The sequence below is a fragment of the Mesorhizobium sp. M1A.T.Ca.IN.004.03.1.1 genome, from assembly GCF_003997555.1.
GTDB lineage: Bacteria > Pseudomonadota > Alphaproteobacteria > Rhizobiales > Rhizobiaceae > Mesorhizobium.
In genome coordinates this window covers 319,443-334,454 of the sequence record NZ_RZTV01000003.1, presented here as the reverse complement: position 1 = coordinate 334,454, position 15,012 = coordinate 319,443, and the positions used below count along the sequence as shown (strand labels likewise).

Sequence of the window (15,012 nt, the reverse complement as noted above, 5' to 3'; positions counted from 1 at the left end):
CGTGCTCCAAGCTTGAATGCCGCCGACGATTGATGCGTTGCATCTCGTGAGCGGCATGGACCTGGTCAGCACCGATGTCAGCTCTGAGGCGTTGCCGATCCTGCCAAAGTCCGACCCGTGACGTCCCACCAGGTCTTGACGAAGATCGGCGGGCCTGTTTGAGACTCGCGGTCAGATGGGGACACTTGCTTCACGGGGAGATGAACAGGCGGTGGGTAGGCTGTGAGGCGCGTTTTTCGATTGCTTGCCGCGGCGGTCCTGGCGGCCGGCGTGGCCGGGTGCACCAGCATTTCCTACTACGCGCAGTCGCTGGAGGGCCATGTTGAGATCATGGCGGCGCGCAAGAATGTCGGCAAGCTGATCCGCGACCCCGCAACGCCGGAGGCATTGCGCGTCAAGCTGACGTCGGCGAGCGCCATACGCCGCTTTGCCACGGATGAACTGGCGCTGCCCGAAAACAGCAGCTACCGCAGCTATGTCGACATCGGCCGGGACGCTGTGACCTTGGCGGTTTTTGCCGCGCCGCAATTCTCGCTCACGCCCGTAACATGGTGCTTTCCGGTCTTCGGCTGCGTTCCGTACCGGGGTTACTTTTCCCGGAAATCGGCGGCTGAAAGCGCTGCCGAACTGCAGCGGCAGGGGCTGGACGTCTACGTCTCGGGCGTCACCGCATATTCCACGCTCGGATGGTTCAGCGATCCGCTGCTCAGCACCATGCTGCGCCAGGACGACACCTATCTCGCAAGCCTGATCTTCCATGAGCTGGCGCATCAGAAAATCTATGTGAACGGCGACTCCGCGTTCAACGAGGCTTTCGCGGTCTCGGTCGAAACCACCGGCGTCAGGAAATGGCTCCGCGCCACCGGCAATCGCGCGGGATTGCGCCGCTACGAAGCCAATCGCAAGCGCAGCGCCGATTTTCTCGGACTGATAGCGAAAACCCGGGACGAGTTGCGCCAAGTCTATGGAAGTCCGCGTGGCCCACAGCAGATGGCCGCCGCCAAAGCAGCCACGATCGACAGGCTGCGGATGCGCTACCGGCGCATGCGCGATACGCGCTGGGCCGGATACCGGGGCTATGACGCCTGGTTCGATAGCCCGATCAACAACGCAAAGCTCGCCGCGACTGCCGTCTATGGCGAACAGGTTCCGGCGTTTCTTCGCCTGTTCGACTTGTGCTCCGGCGACTATCCAAGGTTCTACGCCGCCGTTCGAAGGATCGGGAATTTGCCCGGACCTTCGCGCGCCCAGACGCTGAAGACCGTGGCGGCGTGCGATTGACCTGAACAGGCAAGGGTCGGCCGCGTACCCGACATGAGCGAAGCCAACTCGGCAGCCAATCACATCGGGCGCGCCATATGCGATTGCCCTTAGGCAGCCGCGCGGTGCCGCGACGCCCCCAAAAAGGCCTCTTGCGGAGCCTCGTCGCAACAGCAGCGCCCGGTCGGCGCGCGGCCCCTAGCTCGAAAACGTCACGGTCACGCCGCGCTGGCGGAAATAGGCCTGCATCAGCTTGCGGCCCGCGCGGTTGTTGTGCGCCAGCTTGGCCGGCTCGAACACCGCCTGTTTCAGCCCTTCCCGCGCCATCGCCGCCTTGAGCGTCGCGATATGCGCATCGATGTCGGCGTTGTCCGCGCGGATCGAGGCATAGATGCTTTCGGTCGCTTCGGCCACGGTCGGTTCGCTCACTTTATGTCGTCCTTCGGTTGGTTGCGCGGCGGCTTAACCGGGCCTGAAAACAAAAACAAGGCTCCATGGGGCGCCTTTACGTTGGGTGCGATCGCGTCGGCGTAGGCGATTAAGCCGGAAAAACATTGTCGCACTCACAGCAGAACCTTGCCCTATTCTCCCCGCCAGCTGCTTGGCGTCCAACGGCTACGAAGTGAGCGCCAGCCACGCCGTGCCGAAGACCAGCGTCAACAGCGTCAGCGGCAAACCGACCTTGAAGAAAGCTGCGAAAGACAGCTCCTTGCCCGCCGCTCTTGCCTGCTCAGCCACGATGAGGTTGGCGACCGAGCCGAGCAGCGTGAAATTGCCGGCGAGCGTCGAGCTCATCGCCACGACCAGCCACGCGCGGTGGGGGTTTTCGAGGCCCGGGATGAACGGCCTCAACGCCAGCACCGCCGGCACATTGCTCATGACGTTGGAAAGCACCGCGGTGAAGCCGGAGAGCCGCCAAACATCGTCGAGACCCATATTCTTCGCCGCGGCGATCATGTCGGGGGTGAGCAGCGTGCGCTCCGCGCCCGCCACGACCACGAACAGTCCGGCGAACATGAAGAGCAGCGGGCCGTCGATCTCGCGGTAGATGCGGTGCGGCTTGATCGCGCGGGTGACGAGCAGGAAAGCGCCGGCAATGAGCGCCGCCTTGGCGACGGGCACGCCAGCGAAGAAGGCGAACGCCAGCACCACGCAGACGATGGTCGCCTTCAGCACCTGTCCCGGCAGCATGCGGCCGCGATAGACCTCGGGGCTGAGCTCGGCGGGGCGAGAGAATTCGCCGCGGTAGACGATGCGGACAATGACGATGACGGCGACAAGGCCGAACAGCGCCACCGGCGCGAGCGCCGCCGTGAAGGCCGGATAGGAAATGCCCGAGAGCGCGCCGATGACCATGTTCTGCGGGTTGCCGGTGATGGTGGCGACGCTGCCGCAGTTGGAGGCCGTGCAGGTGGCGATCAGGTAGGGAACCGGGTTGCGCCGGATGACGCGGGTGACGTGGACGACGATCGGCGCCATCACCAGGCAGATCGCGTCATTGACCAGAAAGGCCGAAAGCACTCCGGTCAGAAGCGTCACCATGACGAGCAGCATGAAGGGCGCGTGCGCATGCTCAATAGCGAAGCCGCCGAGCGCCCGGAACGCGCCCGACACTTTCAGATGCGCGACCACGATCATCATGCCGAGCAAAAGCGTGATCGTGTCGAAATTGATGGCGCGGTAGGCATCCTCCATGCCGATCGCGCCGATCGCGATCATGGCGGCGCCACCGAGCAGCGCGATGCCGGCGCGATCCAGCCTGAAGCCCGGAATACGGCCGACGGCAACGCCGGCATAAGTGGCTACCAGGATGAAAAGCGCTCCCGCACCGGTCCATGTCATTGCAGGAAATCCCGTTGCCTGCCCGCGCCCGACGGAATCTGCTCGGGCGCCCTTTGCCGGACGAGCTTTAGCAACGGCAGCGCAAAGGGAAAGGGTCGAGGGATGAAACTTTCGTCATCCGCCCGGGGCTTTTATATCTCGGATGGCTAATGTAATGTCTTGAGAAAAACAGGACCGACAATCCAGTCGTTGGGGACTAAATGGATGAACGCGGTCGTTGAAGCGGAGCATCGCGTCTCGCCAAACGAGAATCTGATGCCCTCGGCGGAATGCCGGCGCTGCCATGGCGCCAGGAAAATTTTCATTTGCGACCGCTGGGTCGCCTCCAACGGCCATTGCTGCCCGGAAGGAACGCACCGGCTGAGCTGTCCGGGACACAGTGTGATCTGCCTGGAATGCGGCGGATCGGGAGGCCAGAATGCCTGACCGGGTTCTTACCGACGTCGCGCTGACGGTCGCTTCGTCGTCCGTCCGACCGCGACAAGGCCGGTTGCGCAGACATCCTAATCGGCGTCGTTTTGCTGTTCAAAAGCCTTGCGGTGTTCCGGCGGCGAGCCATATTCGTACCGCAAAAGCGATCACTGAAAGCTGGCGCCTCCATGAAAAACCTGACGACCGCCCTTGTAGCCGGCACGATATTATGGACTGCGGGCGCCGCCGATGCGCGGCCCGACACACGCGCCATGACTTGTGGCGAGACGCAGGCGCTGATCCAGCGCCGGCATGCCGCGGTGCTGACCACCGGGCCCAACACTTATGATCGTTTCGTGCGCCAATTCGGCAATGAGTGCGACTGGCCGGAAGTCCCGATGTCGGTCGCGGTTCCGACCCGTGACGGTCCATGCCGCGTCTACCGCTGCGAGGAACCGGTCTTCGACTTTCCCGGTTGAGCGACGTTCCGACCGCGCTGTGGAACAGTTGAGGCAGCATGCGAATTGTACCGGATGGTGACACCAATGTCCCGGCTGCAGGAGGAACGGCCATGTTCGACGATGTCATGCGTAGCGGCAGCTGCCTGTGCGGCGGTGTCCAGTTCCGGGTGACCGGCGAGCCGCTGAGGGTGGGACTTTGCCATTGCAAGGACTGCCGCAAGACCAGCGGATCGGCGTATCAGGCCTTTGCCATATGGCCGCGCCAGGCATTCGAAAGCGCGGGTATCACCAGCACTTATGGCGGGCGAAGCTTCTGTCCAACCTGCGGCAGCCGCTTGCCGTCGGTTCGCGAGGACGAGGCCGAGGTGATGATCGGCAGCCTGGATGTCGTACCGACCGAAGGGCTTGAGCCCAGCTACGAATTGTGGATCGGTCGGCGCGAGCAGTGGTTGCATCCTCTGCCCGAGGCGAGCCAATTCGAGCATGACAGGACCGTCGCTGAGTCGGCGGCCGATGATGCCGAGCCGGAGACCGTGCGCGAGCCGTATCGCAAATCAGCCTAAATGCTGAATGGCAGTACGGCTTAAGTCGCAGAGCAAGGACGCATCGGTCCAGCGAGCCGGCGCCTATGCCCGTAAACGACCGGACGCTGACCGCGAGGGCCTTGTCTTCTTCTGGAAGTCGGGCATTTTCAACCAACGGTCGGTTTGCCGGCGCGGCAGCGGCCGCTAGCATCCCCGGCGCGGCGAAAACCTTTTGGAGGCCGCTTCGGCCGGCGCGGCTCAGGCAACACCAGCATTGCCGCGCCGGCCTTACAAGATGGATAGTATGTCCAGCCCAGGCGTTGCGTCCGGGAGAATACAACTTTTGATGTTGTTTCAAGTTCGAAAGCTTCCTTCTCGCGTGAAGCACCGGCTTCATTTGCGACACGGAAATGAAAATTGTTTCGGCCAGAGAAACTTTTTCACCGTCCGTATTTCCTGGATGATGCCAACTATGCGGCGAAGCTATGCAAGCAAGCGGCAGGCCCAATCATTTTCCTGCCTTGTACAAAAACTCACCTTTGTTTCTATTTGATTTTAAGACATAGTACTGGCGAATCCTGAAACCGACGGGGCGGTTTTCATGACACTGGCGCCTCAACGCAGCCGCAACCTGCATATGCGGTATCCACCGATCGACGGGTTTTGGACCTGGGACATCAAGCGCGACCGCATCTATGGGGACGCGAATCTGTCCGCTTATTTCGACCTGACGCTCGAGGAGTTCTCGCATGGCGCGCCGCTGGAGCGGTGCATGCAAAGCATAGAGCGGGACGATCGGCCGCGGGTTCGGCTGGCGATCCGCAAGGCGATCGAGCGCAGGTCAGGTTTCCGCGAGGTCTACAAGGTCCGCTCGGAAAAGATGGGGCTGCGCAAAATCCTTGCCGTCGGCCAGTGCTATGTCGATGACATGGGCGAGGCAGCGCTTTATCCCGGCTGGTTCATCGACCTGACGCAGGATGCCGCGGGCGAGGATCACTCGCTGCGCGAAATCCACGACCATGTCGAGCAGGCCAGGGAAATCGCGCAGTCGATCGAGGACGACATGCTTTCCTACCTGCTGGACAACATCGAGGAAGAGATCCTGCAAAGACTTGGCGAGAGATCGAGGAGGCGCAAATCGTCCTGAGGCGATCTTTGTCGGTTTCTCGGCCGGGTTCCGGGCTAGCTTCTGGGCGGAAGCCTGCCGCGCCTGCCGATCTCGGCCGTCACCATGCGCGCGAAATGCGAGTGGGGCGAGCGGCGCTCGATAAGCTTGGCTCGCTCGAGGGCAGCGTCGCCGTAGAATTCGATCAGCACGTTGGCGGCCTTGGCGGCATCGGCCTGCAGCCTGCCGAGATCGGCCTGTCCGCTCCCGCGCGCGGGCTCGCTCCTGGCAATCACGTCAAGCATGGCTTGCAGCTTGTCGGGAGTGCTGCCCTCGTCTTCATGCATATTCGCCATCCGATTGGGGGCGTAAAATATCGACATTTTCGCGCGATGTGCAACAGCTTCATTGATCGAGCGCAGGTGCAACCGGGCGCAGCCTGGCCGCGAGCGAGCCGACAACATTCGTACAAGTATAGTCAGCCAAACTTCCACGCAGACATTGGGGGCACCGATGGACCAGCCGAGCAAAATGGAAAACCTGCAGTTTGCGCAGGGGATCTTGCGCGAGCTTCGCCAGAAGGCTGAGGCCGACGGCGAAAAGCTTCTGACCTATCTCATCGACATGGCTTACCTTGAAGCCAGCGACCGCATCCGAACCCATTGGATCGGCCATGAAAACGAGAACCGCCGGGCCAAGGGCTAAGGCCACTGTTCCAGCCGGAGCATGCCGGCGAGGTGCGGGCTTGCGCCCGAAACGCAAGAAAGCCCGCCATGCCTTTCGGCACGGCGGGCGGGATCCTGAATGAAGGGCTGCGCAGCCCTATTTTTATGATGCGGCGGCCTTTTCGCGGACGGGAAGCTTCCAGCCCGGCCGGACGAAATGGCAGGTGTAGCCGTTGGGATAGCGCTCCAGATAATCCTGATGTTCGGGTTCGGCCTGCCAGAAGGCACCGGCCGGAGCGAGCTCGGTGACGACCTTGCCCGGCCAGAGACCCGAGGCGTCGACATCGGCGATGGTGTCTTCGGCCACCCGCTTCTGCTCGTCGCTGGTATAGAAGATCGCCGAGCGGTAGCTCATGCCGACATCGTTGCCCTGACGGTTCCGGGTCGTCGGATCGTGGATCTGGAAGAAGAACTCGAGCAGCGTGCGGAAACTGGTCTTGGTCGGATCGAAGACGATCTCGATCGCCTCGGCATGGGTGCCGTGATTGCGGTAGGTTGCGTTCGGCACGTCGCCGCCGCTGTAGCCGACACGGGTGGAGATCACGCCGGGCAAGCGGCGGATCAGATCCTGCATGCCCCAGAAGCAGCCGCCGGCAAGGACCGCGCGTTCGGAAGAAGCCATGTCAAACCTCCTTGGATTTCTCCATAAGTGGGGATTGTGGCCCGCTTCTTCCAGCGGCTCAAGCGCCTGGAAAAGGGCGCCTGGAAAAGGCGACGGGAAAGGCGCCTGGAAAAGGGCGACTGGCAGGGAAACTAACCGAACCACGGTGCCCCAGTCTGCGCCGATTGCTCGCCGGTCGGGCAAACCGGCGAGCCTCGGGCTGAGCGCCAGCTTCACTTGGGCCCTTTATCGCCCCTGCCGTTGTCGCCTCCGCCATTGTTGCCCCGGCCGGGATTCCCCCGGTCATGGCCATGGCTTTCACCACCGAGGCAATTCGCGTCGCCGACCCCGCAGCAGCGGCCAGCCCACAGCTTGTTGGTCGGCGTGTTGTCGCATTCGTAGATCTGCTGGCCGGCCATCGCGGATCCACCCAGGGCGGATACGGCCAGGGCGGCAAGAAGTGCATTGCGAAGGATTGCAGGCATCGAAAATCTCCATGGATACACGGGTGTTCATTTGCACCGATGCGTCGCATGGCCACGCGAATTGGTTCATCGCGATTGGCAGAATTCTTGCCGGCCGGTGTCGCCAATGCTCGGGACTGATCGGCACGGCTCCCATTCCGCGCCGCTCATTCTTCTGGTGCGGGCCTGAAGCGCCGCACCAGCACCTCGAACACGATGTCCGAAAGGCGGCGATAATTTCCGCGCGCTGCTCGGGCGAATAGTGCCCGGCATCTTCGATGGTCATGAAGGTCACGTGTCGGGACATATTAGTCTCGTCGTAATTATCTGCCCCAACCAACTATTGTCGTTGATAATACTGTTCATCAATGCGAAGTTCCTGATGAAACGGGGGAGATACATGATCCGCATTGCAATCGTCGTGGCCATTGCCGCGAGCGCCTCAGCCTGCCAGTCGAACGTGCCCTATGACACGAGCAAGTTCAGGGGGTTCCAACGCAAAGTTTGTATCCCGGACACACCGAACAAAGTATGCAATGTCTGGTACAATCCAATTACTCGTGACGAAAGGATATGGTGCCAACCGCTAACCCGGAAAGCGACCGACCCTAAGGCTCGCGCCAGGCAGCTTGCGGGCAGCAAATATCCCTGATCAGATTTCATCCGTATTTTTTGGCTCCAATTCCTCGCCCCACGAACGTGGGGGAGGTGGCGCGGCGGAAGCTGCGACGGAGCGGGGGCAGCGCCGGCTGTCGATGCAAGAGCGGAAAGCTACTCGTAAGCTTGTCGCCCTACGAAGACCCCCTCTCCGGCCGCTTCGCGGTCACCCCGCCTTGCGGGGGCGAGGAACCCAAGCCCTGAACCGCCTCCGCCGACAAAAACCGCAGCACCACATCCGACATCCCGAGCAGCGGTGTGAAAGTCACGATGGTTATCCCGCCCGTCGCATTGGTGCGGGTCAGACCCTCGGAATAAATGTCCAGCGGCGGCTCCTCGTCGAACCAGACACCGTGCAGCGTCTCGCCCTGCCATTTCTCGCGGCCTTTTTCGTAGGACTTGAAGGAGAGCACGCTTTCGCCCGCCTGCACATCACCGCCACCGCCCCAGCGCACGACGACGCTGTCCAGCGCTCCAGGGGCGCCACGGCCCATCGTCGTTTCGGCAATGGCGTCGGCCGGGATCATGCCGGTGCCCCATTCCGCCTGTCGCTGCGGCGGGCCGACCAGCACACGCTGCGGATTGTCGCGCGTGCCCTCGCCGGTGACGCCGGCGGCCCAGAGCCGGACGGGCGTGTCGAACACCTTGCCCCTCCACCAGTCCGGATAGCGGCCGGTGAGGTGCATGGCCCATTCGGCGCCCCCTGCCCTGGTCTTGCCGAGCTGGTTACCGGCCATGAACAGGCGCTCGCGGTTTTTTGCCCCCGCCGCGTGGAACTCGGACTGCCTTTCGTATGGCCTGTAGGCAGCAAGAAGGTTACGTTGACGGCGTCGGTCCATCTCCTCGAGCAGCGCCAAATAGGTCGCTATCATCAAGGAACGGCCGCAGCCTCGCTTCGAGGCAGCGGATGCGGCTGCGGATCTCCTCATCGCTCAACTGGCCCAGACTGTTTTGGTTCGCATCGAGACCCTGCGAGAACTCTTTGGGCAGCATCGTCAGTACGACCTTCAGATACTGGTCGGGCTTTTCCGCCCTGACCGCGGCGATGACGCCGGCGCCATGGGCGCGGAAATCAGCGCGCAGCGCCGCGGCGAAATCGTCGCCCAGCGTCTTTTTCGAGCGCCTGGCTATCGGCGCGGCGGCCGGCTCAGCCTTCGCTCCAGCGGTTCGGGCGCCGGCGCGCCGCGCCTTGCCTGCGCAGTCAGCCATTGACGGCTGCATCGGCTGCCGGCGTTCCGGCGGAACGAACCGCACGCCACTTGGCGGGCTTGCGCGCCGGCTTCTTGCGCGGCTTGGCGCGGGCGGCCTTCGGCGCGGAGGGCTGATCGACCTGTCCGGAAAACGGCTCCGTTCGTTTCAGCTTCGCCGCGGCGGCTCTCATGGCCGACGGATCGAGACCCTGGCGCGGAAAGCCGAAGCCGGCGATCGCGTCGACCGGACCGCCGCGCACCATGCCGATGCGCACACCCGGCGCGACTGCCTCGACGCGGCTTGTGCGGGGCGGCTCGCCGAACGATGCGAACTCGCCGATGGCGCTGACGATTTCGGCGCCGTCGTCGCCGGTGATGATGGTGGCATAGCGTGGCATGCAGAGCTTCCGCAGATTGGATTCAACTAAAAAGGTCGAGTTGCCGCCCCGCCTGTCCTGCCGGACATCTCGCCCGCAAGGGGGACCATCGATCCCCTTCTTGCGGGGGATATGGCTGGCACGCCACAGGAGGATGCTGTCCCGTCGCCTCGCCAACTGGCGAAGCCCCCAAGGTGAGGAGCCACAAAAAAACCCGCCGGCTGGCGGGTCGTTGGCGCAAATCAGCACCATGGATAAAATCATAGCAGAGCTGCCCTCACCTGACAAGGCTCTTAGGTAAATTTTCCTAGCTGCTTGTCTGCAGCCTTGCCGGGAAGCGACTTTCGCTCGCGCACCGATAAATTGTGGCCCAGGTCTGAAAGTTCCAGAAATTTTTTCTCGGAACCACCTCCGGGCCGAGGGGTTCCACCCCTTAGTCGCGACGCGACAGACTCCCGAAAAGAGAAACGATCTCGCACAAGAAGGAGAAGATCATGCTCATCAAGATTCTTGCGGCATCGGCTCTGACCATCGGTCTGGCTACGGCTGCGATGGCTCAGAATGCGACGGGCGGTACCGCCGACACGGCGGGCAGCGGCCAGAGCATCACGGTGGACCCCACCACGCCTGCCAATCCGCCGCCTGATCAGATGGCGCCCGATACAGGCACGACAGGCAGCATCACCACGGACGGCATGAATTCGAACGCCGATCGGAATTGCCCCGCGACGCCGCAGGGCGCCCAGCCGGATGCAACTCACACGTCGCCTGGCACGGCTACGCCGTCGGTCAACGATAATCATTGCGGCAAGTAGTAACGAGACGCGGCAGTTTCGTCGCGCGAGGGCCGTGGAGTTCCGCTCCACGGCCCTTTGCTTGGACGGGAACCATGGCGGACGTGAGCCGTTGCAAGGTCGAGCGTGAGCCGTTGCAGAGTTCAGCAAGGAGAGACCCATGGCAGACGACGAAACCAACCAGGGTAAGGACACGAACGCAGCAGCCGCGCGCAACGGCAGCTCGACGTCCCAGGGCGGCGGCACAGAGCGGAGCAATCCGAGCCGCAGCAGCGCTGCCCGCAGCGGCAGCGCTTCGCGCACCAGCGCCAGATCTTCAGCCGCTTCGGAAGCGGCGATGAGGAAGCAGATCGCCGAATTGAAGCGCGAGGTGAGCCGGCTCAACCGCGCGCTTGCCGATCAGGCCGAGGAAGCCGCCAGTGCGACGCAAGGGTGGTACCAGAGCGCGGCCGACCGGGCCTCCGGCCTCTACAGCGGCGCGGCCGACCGAGCTTCTGAATTCTACGGCGGCGCGAGCGATCGCGCCTCACGCGCGGCAAGGCAGTTGCGAAGCCAGGCGCAGAGCGTTTCCGAAACCGTTCAGCAGAATCCCGGCACCGTTTCCACTGCCATGGTTCTCGGCGGCCTCGTCGGCTTGCTGATCGGCATGGCGATGGCGCGCAACTCGGACACAGACCACGACTGGGCCCGCCCCTGGACCCGATAGAGCAATCGCGCCCCCACGGCCGCCGCAGCGCAGGCCGCTGAAGGAGGCCGGGCCCAGAGCCCGGCCTTTCCATAGCGGCGGGTTGGTGTGCCCGGTTGTCGTTGGTGTGCCCGGTTGGGCTGGTCATTAGCCGGACCTTATGGAATCATTCCCTAAGGGGAATCGCGGAGAGCGGGCATGGACAAATCCGCCATGGCATCGGTCTTTCGGATGCGGCATGCGCCAGCAGGTATTTCAGGCGTTCGCAGTCTTGGCCGAGGCCAGGCGGATCCGGTCTTCCATTCTCGCCCGCTTGGCGAAGCCATCCGCTTCATCGCCGAGGCAGACGGCCAATATGATCTGAGCGCCGTGGCCATCTCCTATGGAGATCGCTCGACCCCGCCGCTGGGCGCCCGCGAGATCAAGCAGCTCTGGGCCGAATACGGCGTGCGCCTGATGGAGGCCTAAGGCGGTCCCGGATCGGAAACGCCGCTCATGCGTTTTCAAGCGAGGTCAATGGGAGGAAGCGCCATGAACGTCGCCAATCTGCAACTCGAGGGCCTGCTGATGGCCGTCGCGGCAATCAACCATACCCTGGTGCGCAAGGGGGTGCTGACGGTCGAGGAGATCGACATCGCGCTGCGCAAGGCCGAGGCCGTCGAGACAGGCGAGGACCGGTCCGAGGCGATTTCGGCGTCGAACCGCGATGCGATCAACTTCCCGATCCGCCTGCTCGAGCTCGCCAACCAATGCCAGCCGGAAGCGGACATGCCTTCCTTCTCCAAGCTGGCGCGCATGGTCGGGCAGATGAAGGAACCCTATAACGATCAGATGTGAAGTGGCGGCGCCTCACGCCCGGCCCGGCCAACCCTGTCAGACGGCGAGCAACTTGCCCGGCCCATGCACGGCGGCGAAGAAAGGGCCGGCGAGGAAAGTGAAATGATCGACGAAGAAGCCGAACTCGGCCTGGTTGCCGGTCCAGTGCGACGGGCCGTGGAATGAAAAGCCGAGGAAGATCACATAAACTGCCGCGACCAGCGCCGCCGGCGTGAAGAAGGCGCCGGTGAGGAAGGCGATCACCAAAAGCACCTCCAGGATCGCCGCGCACCAGGCGAGAAACAGCGGGAACGGAAACCCGGCGGCGGCGATGTAGCCAGCGGTGGCGCCCATATCCATGAACTTGAAGGTCACGGCCATCGCGAAGACGGCGGCGAAGATCAGGCGAGCGATGAGAATGGCGGCGGTCTCCCAGGCCGATTGCGTTTCCACGTTGTCCCTCCGGTTCGAAGCTGTTGATGCCCCAAGGACGGAGGAAGGGCAATGATTCCGACAGGGGGCTGGAATTTTTGCTTCACTTGTTTCCTCACCCCCACTGCAGGCCGCGGAGAGTCGCCGCGCAGCAGCCGGTGAGGCGCCGGCGACGCCGGGACGAACCGCCAGACGGCGAGCCCACAGCCAAGCTCGGCGCTCAACGAGGGCGCTCTCCCTCGCGGCTACGCCGGGCCACCTGTCCCCCTGTTAGCGCGGGGCGAGGAAAGGCTCAGCCCGCCTTCGCCTGCGGCGGGTGGCTGATCGAGTCGCGCACGGTGCCGTAGGCCGCACCCCAGCGGTCGGTCATGTCGCAGCGTATGTCCCAGAGCTCGGGGAAGAAGCGGTGGCGGGCGCCGCCTTCCAGGATCTCCACCGGGCGGCCCTTCAGCGACTTGGCTCCGAGACCGATCGAGCGGTGGATGAGATAGAGGTGGTTGGCGCGGAATTTCTGGAACAGCTCGTCGAACTCGATCAGCGCCTCGGCCACGACATAAGCATCGCCATGGTCGTAGTGAGCGTCGTAGACGTCCTCGACGGAAAGCCCGCGGCCGTCGAGATAGGAATGCTTGAAGGCCCGCCAGAGGTCCGGCGGCAGGCGCAGGATAAGCTTGAAGCCTGGCGATTCCTGGCCGCTGCCATTACCGAGCTCGAGGCGGATCTGCTGGTACTCCTTGGGCGACATCGTCTCCAGCAGATCGAGCTGCGCCGTCATCATGCGCACCAGCCGGTGCACGCGGCCCATCAGCGTGACGATGCGGTGCGTGTCTTGCCTCTCCAGATAGTCGAGCACGTCGACCAGCGTGTAGGCGATGAGCTTCATCCACAATTCCTCGACCTGGTGCACGATCTGGAACTGCAGCTCGTCGGCATTGACCATTTGCGAGAGCGGCTTCTGGCAGGCGAGCAGCCGGTCGCATTTGAGATAGACGCCGTAGTCGCGCATTTGGGGCGCCTCGATGCGGGCGTGATAGTCCGACTTGTCCATGGCTCATCCTCCTCGCGCGGGCATGTTCGGCAGGCAGCCAAGGATAGCGCTTCCGGCTTGAACATTGTTCCTTTCTGTTATCCAAACGGCGTAAATTGGAGTACGATTACCGTCCATTGCCGCGACATTGGAGAACGGGTCATGCTTGATGCCCTTGACCGCAAGATAGTGTCAGCACTCGAGCGCGACGCGCGCATCTCCTTCGGCGAGCTGGCCGAAGAGGTGGGACTGAGCAAGACGCCGTGCTGGAAACGGGTGAAGGCGCTCGAGGCTCAAGGCATCATCCGCAGCTATTCCACCCGCATCGATCCGGCAGCGATCGGCTTTGACATCGAGGCCTTCATCCAGGTGTCGATCGACTTCGAGGTGTCGGACGCCTTCGAGGCGGCGGTGAGGAAGCACCCGCTGATCCGCCGCTGCTACGCCACGACCGGCGAGGCCGACTATCTGTTGCAGATCGTCACCGTCGACATGCGGGCGCTGGACAGAATGCTGCGCGAGGAGCTCAGCCGGCTGCCCGGCGTGCGCCGCACCGTCACCTCGATGGCGATGCGTGAGATCAAGGGCGACATCTCGTTCGCCGATGCAGCGGCGCATGCGCTAAGGGAATGACTACAAGAATATTTGCAATCAAAGAGTAATTTCGGTATATACCTTAATTGTCGAGACGGGCGGGGGCGATGCGTTTCGAATGGGATGCCGCAAAGGCTAAGATCAATAAGGCCAAGCACGGCATCGATTTCGAGCTCGCTCCGGAATTCGATTCGCCAACGCGGTCGTCGCCATCGACGACAGCACGGACTATGGCGAGGAACGCCTGGTCGCCACCGGGATCATCGGCCTGTCAGTCTGTGTGATGGTCTACGTCGAGCGCGGCGAAACGATCCGGGTGATTTCGCTGCGACGGGCCACGAAGAAGGAGATCGAGAGTTATGTCGAAAACCTCTAGTCGTTCCCGCTCCGCGCCCGTGCACCGGGAAGCAATCCCGTCGAGGCGCACCCGCGAGGAAGCCCTCGGCATCGCCCGGGCCGCGCTTTCGCGCATGTCCGAACAGGAAGATGCGGCGATCAGGGCGGCGGCGTTGGCCGATCCGGATGCGCAGCCTGCGGAAACATTGCCGCGCCGCAAGCCGGGCCGCCCGCGCCCCGAAGTCAAGAAAGTGGCCGTTTCGCTGAAGCTCGACCCCGATGTGGTCAGCGCTTACCGCGCCCAAGGTCCCGGCTGGCAGACGCGGATGAACGACGATCTGCGCAAGGCCGCGAAACTAAAGCGCCACGCTCGCTAGATTGCCCTGGCAGGTTGGCGGTGCTCAGGTCAGCCTGAAGCAGGCCGGCCGGCTCGGGCTGCCGCAGCGGCTTTTCCTTCTCGGCGTCGGCCTTGCGCTTCGGGCACGCCTCGAACTCGTGATCGCGGCCGCCGCAATAGGAACAGCATTTGGCAGGCTGATCGGGATGGAGCATCGGTGCCATTCCCAAGAATGCACGAAAAGGTTTCCGGTTGCAGCAATTGCGTGAGGTCGCAACCGTTGCTCAGCCCCGTGCCCCGATTGGTCTACCATGCAGTTCCGGCCGGAAAACCGGCTGCACGTTTTTCCTGGAATCGCCTTACTAAGGAGCTCG

The 15,012-nt window shown here is 63.1% G+C and carries 20 protein-coding genes and 1 pseudogene; 11 read left to right on the top strand and 10 right to left on the bottom strand.

Features of this window, described 5'->3' with window-relative positions:
• Positions 1–222: 222 nt before the first annotated feature.
• On the top strand, positions 223–1,281 hold the full coding sequence (locus EOD29_RS11975; RefSeq protein WP_127246805.1) for an aminopeptidase: 1,059 nt from the start codon (positions 223–225) through the stop codon (positions 1,279–1,281).
• 177 nt (positions 1,282–1,458) lie between these two features.
• Here the strand turns inward: EOD29_RS11975 and EOD29_RS11970 are convergent, their stop codons facing one another.
• Together EOD29_RS11970 and EOD29_RS11965 are read right to left on the bottom strand one after the other, a co-directional pair.
• Positions 1,459–1,689: a hypothetical protein gene (locus EOD29_RS11970; RefSeq protein WP_067325155.1), complete on the bottom strand. Its 231-nt coding sequence runs from the start codon at positions 1,687–1,689 to the stop codon at positions 1,459–1,461.
• Positions 1,690–1,875: 186 nt separating this feature from the next.
• Positions 1,876–3,102 (bottom strand): anion transporter, encoded by a 1,227-nt coding sequence (locus tag EOD29_RS11965; RefSeq protein ID WP_067325157.1) that lies wholly within the window; start codon positions 3,100–3,102, stop codon positions 1,876–1,878.
• A 599-nt stretch (positions 3,103–3,701) separates the two neighbouring features.
• Between EOD29_RS11965 and EOD29_RS11960 the strand changes: the two genes are divergently transcribed.
• The 3 genes from EOD29_RS11960 (at position 3,702) to EOD29_RS11950 (ending at position 5,645) form a co-directional block, all read left to right on the top strand.
• Positions 3,702–3,992 carry a hypothetical protein gene (locus EOD29_RS11960; RefSeq protein WP_067325244.1) on the top strand — a complete coding sequence of 97 codons (291 nt, stop codon included), beginning with the start codon at positions 3,702–3,704 and terminating at the stop codon, positions 3,990–3,992.
• A 92-nt stretch (positions 3,993–4,084) separates the two neighbouring features.
• The gene (locus EOD29_RS11955) at positions 4,085–4,537 is read left to right on the top strand and encodes a GFA family protein (protein ID WP_067325159.1); all 453 of its coding nucleotides are present in this window, start codon (positions 4,085–4,087) and stop codon (positions 4,535–4,537) included.
• Between the two features lie 562 nt (positions 4,538–5,099).
• Positions 5,100–5,645 (top strand): hypothetical protein, encoded by a 546-nt coding sequence (locus EOD29_RS11950; RefSeq protein WP_095824462.1) that lies wholly within the window; start codon positions 5,100–5,102, stop codon positions 5,643–5,645.
• A gap of 35 nt (positions 5,646–5,680) precedes the next feature.
• On the opposite strand, the gene EOD29_RS11945 is transcribed toward EOD29_RS11950, so the two are convergent.
• Positions 5,681–5,950, bottom strand: a complete 270-nt coding sequence (locus tag EOD29_RS11945; RefSeq protein WP_127246804.1) for a hypothetical protein — start codon at positions 5,948–5,950, stop codon at positions 5,681–5,683.
• A gap of 61 nt (positions 5,951–6,011) precedes the next feature.
• On the opposite strand from EOD29_RS11945, the gene EOD29_RS11940 reads away from it, so the two are divergent.
• Positions 6,012–6,308 (top strand): hypothetical protein, encoded by a 297-nt coding sequence (locus EOD29_RS11940; RefSeq protein ID WP_127246803.1) that lies wholly within the window; start codon positions 6,012–6,014, stop codon positions 6,306–6,308.
• A 123-nt stretch (positions 6,309–6,431) separates the two neighbouring features.
• Here EOD29_RS11940 and msrA read toward each other — a convergent pair whose 3' ends face one another.
• From msrA to EOD29_RS11910, 5 genes and pseudogenes are all read right to left on the bottom strand, one after another.
• Positions 6,432–6,950, bottom strand: a complete 519-nt coding sequence (msrA, locus tag EOD29_RS11935) for a peptide-methionine (S)-S-oxide reductase MsrA (protein WP_067325167.1) — start codon at positions 6,948–6,950, stop codon at positions 6,432–6,434.
• A gap of 212 nt (positions 6,951–7,162) precedes the next feature.
• Positions 7,163–7,414 (bottom strand): hypothetical protein, encoded by a 252-nt coding sequence (locus EOD29_RS11930; RefSeq protein WP_067325169.1) that lies wholly within the window; start codon positions 7,412–7,414, stop codon positions 7,163–7,165.
• Positions 7,415–8,268: 854 nt separating this feature from the next.
• Positions 8,269–8,922: pseudogene (locus EOD29_RS11920) on the bottom strand (terminase family protein); the annotation flags it as partial.
• Positions 8,867–9,259 carry a hypothetical protein gene (locus EOD29_RS11915; RefSeq protein WP_095824487.1) on the bottom strand — a complete coding sequence of 131 codons (393 nt, stop codon included), beginning with the start codon at positions 9,257–9,259 and terminating at the stop codon, positions 8,867–8,869. The gene EOD29_RS11915 and the pseudogene EOD29_RS11920, both read right to left, overlap by 56 nt.
• Positions 9,252–9,638, bottom strand: coding sequence for a hypothetical protein (locus EOD29_RS11910; protein WP_095802597.1), 387 nt, complete (start codon positions 9,636–9,638; stop codon positions 9,252–9,254). The genes EOD29_RS11915 and EOD29_RS11910 overlap by 8 nt, the downstream gene beginning before the upstream one ends.
• 473 nt (positions 9,639–10,111) lie before the next feature.
• Here EOD29_RS11910 and EOD29_RS11905 point away from each other — a divergent pair, with 473 nt between their 5' ends.
• The 4 genes from EOD29_RS11905 to EOD29_RS11890 all read left to right on the top strand — a co-directional run bounded on the left by EOD29_RS11905 (position 10,112) and on the right by EOD29_RS11890 (position 11,933).
• Positions 10,112–10,432: a hypothetical protein gene (locus EOD29_RS11905; RefSeq protein ID WP_127246801.1), complete on the top strand. Its 321-nt coding sequence runs from the start codon at positions 10,112–10,114 to the stop codon at positions 10,430–10,432.
• 139 nt (positions 10,433–10,571) lie between these two features.
• Positions 10,572–11,117: a hypothetical protein gene (locus EOD29_RS11900; protein WP_067325184.1), complete on the top strand. Its 546-nt coding sequence runs from the start codon at positions 10,572–10,574 to the stop codon at positions 11,115–11,117.
• Between the two features lie 177 nt (positions 11,118–11,294).
• Positions 11,295–11,564 carry a hypothetical protein gene (locus EOD29_RS11895; protein ID WP_095778279.1) on the top strand — a complete coding sequence of 90 codons (270 nt, stop codon included), beginning with the start codon at positions 11,295–11,297 and terminating at the stop codon, positions 11,562–11,564.
• 63 nt (positions 11,565–11,627) lie between these two features.
• Positions 11,628–11,933 carry a hypothetical protein gene (locus EOD29_RS11890; protein WP_066999393.1) on the top strand — a complete coding sequence of 102 codons (306 nt, stop codon included), beginning with the start codon at positions 11,628–11,630 and terminating at the stop codon, positions 11,931–11,933.
• A 36-nt stretch (positions 11,934–11,969) separates the two neighbouring features.
• On the opposite strand, the gene EOD29_RS11885 is transcribed toward EOD29_RS11890, so the two are convergent.
• Together EOD29_RS11885 and EOD29_RS11880 are read right to left on the bottom strand one after the other, a co-directional pair.
• Positions 11,970–12,365 (bottom strand): DoxX family protein, encoded by a 396-nt coding sequence (locus EOD29_RS11885; RefSeq protein WP_127246800.1) that lies wholly within the window; start codon positions 12,363–12,365, stop codon positions 11,970–11,972.
• Between the two features lie 271 nt (positions 12,366–12,636).
• Positions 12,637–13,392 carry a tryptophan 2,3-dioxygenase family protein gene (locus EOD29_RS11880; protein WP_127246799.1) on the bottom strand — a complete coding sequence of 252 codons (756 nt, stop codon included), beginning with the start codon at positions 13,390–13,392 and terminating at the stop codon, positions 12,637–12,639.
• 141 nt (positions 13,393–13,533) lie between these two features.
• Between EOD29_RS11880 and EOD29_RS11875 the strand changes: the two genes are divergently transcribed.
• Together EOD29_RS11875 and EOD29_RS11860 are read left to right on the top strand one after the other, a co-directional pair.
• The gene (locus EOD29_RS11875) at positions 13,534–14,004 is read left to right on the top strand and encodes an Lrp/AsnC family transcriptional regulator (RefSeq protein ID WP_067325198.1); all 471 of its coding nucleotides are present in this window, start codon (positions 13,534–13,536) and stop codon (positions 14,002–14,004) included.
• A gap of 320 nt (positions 14,005–14,324) precedes the next feature.
• Positions 14,325–14,678 (top strand): BrnA antitoxin family protein, encoded by a 354-nt coding sequence (locus EOD29_RS11860; protein WP_245475320.1) that lies wholly within the window; start codon positions 14,325–14,327, stop codon positions 14,676–14,678.
• Positions 14,679–15,012: the final 334 nt, after the last annotated feature.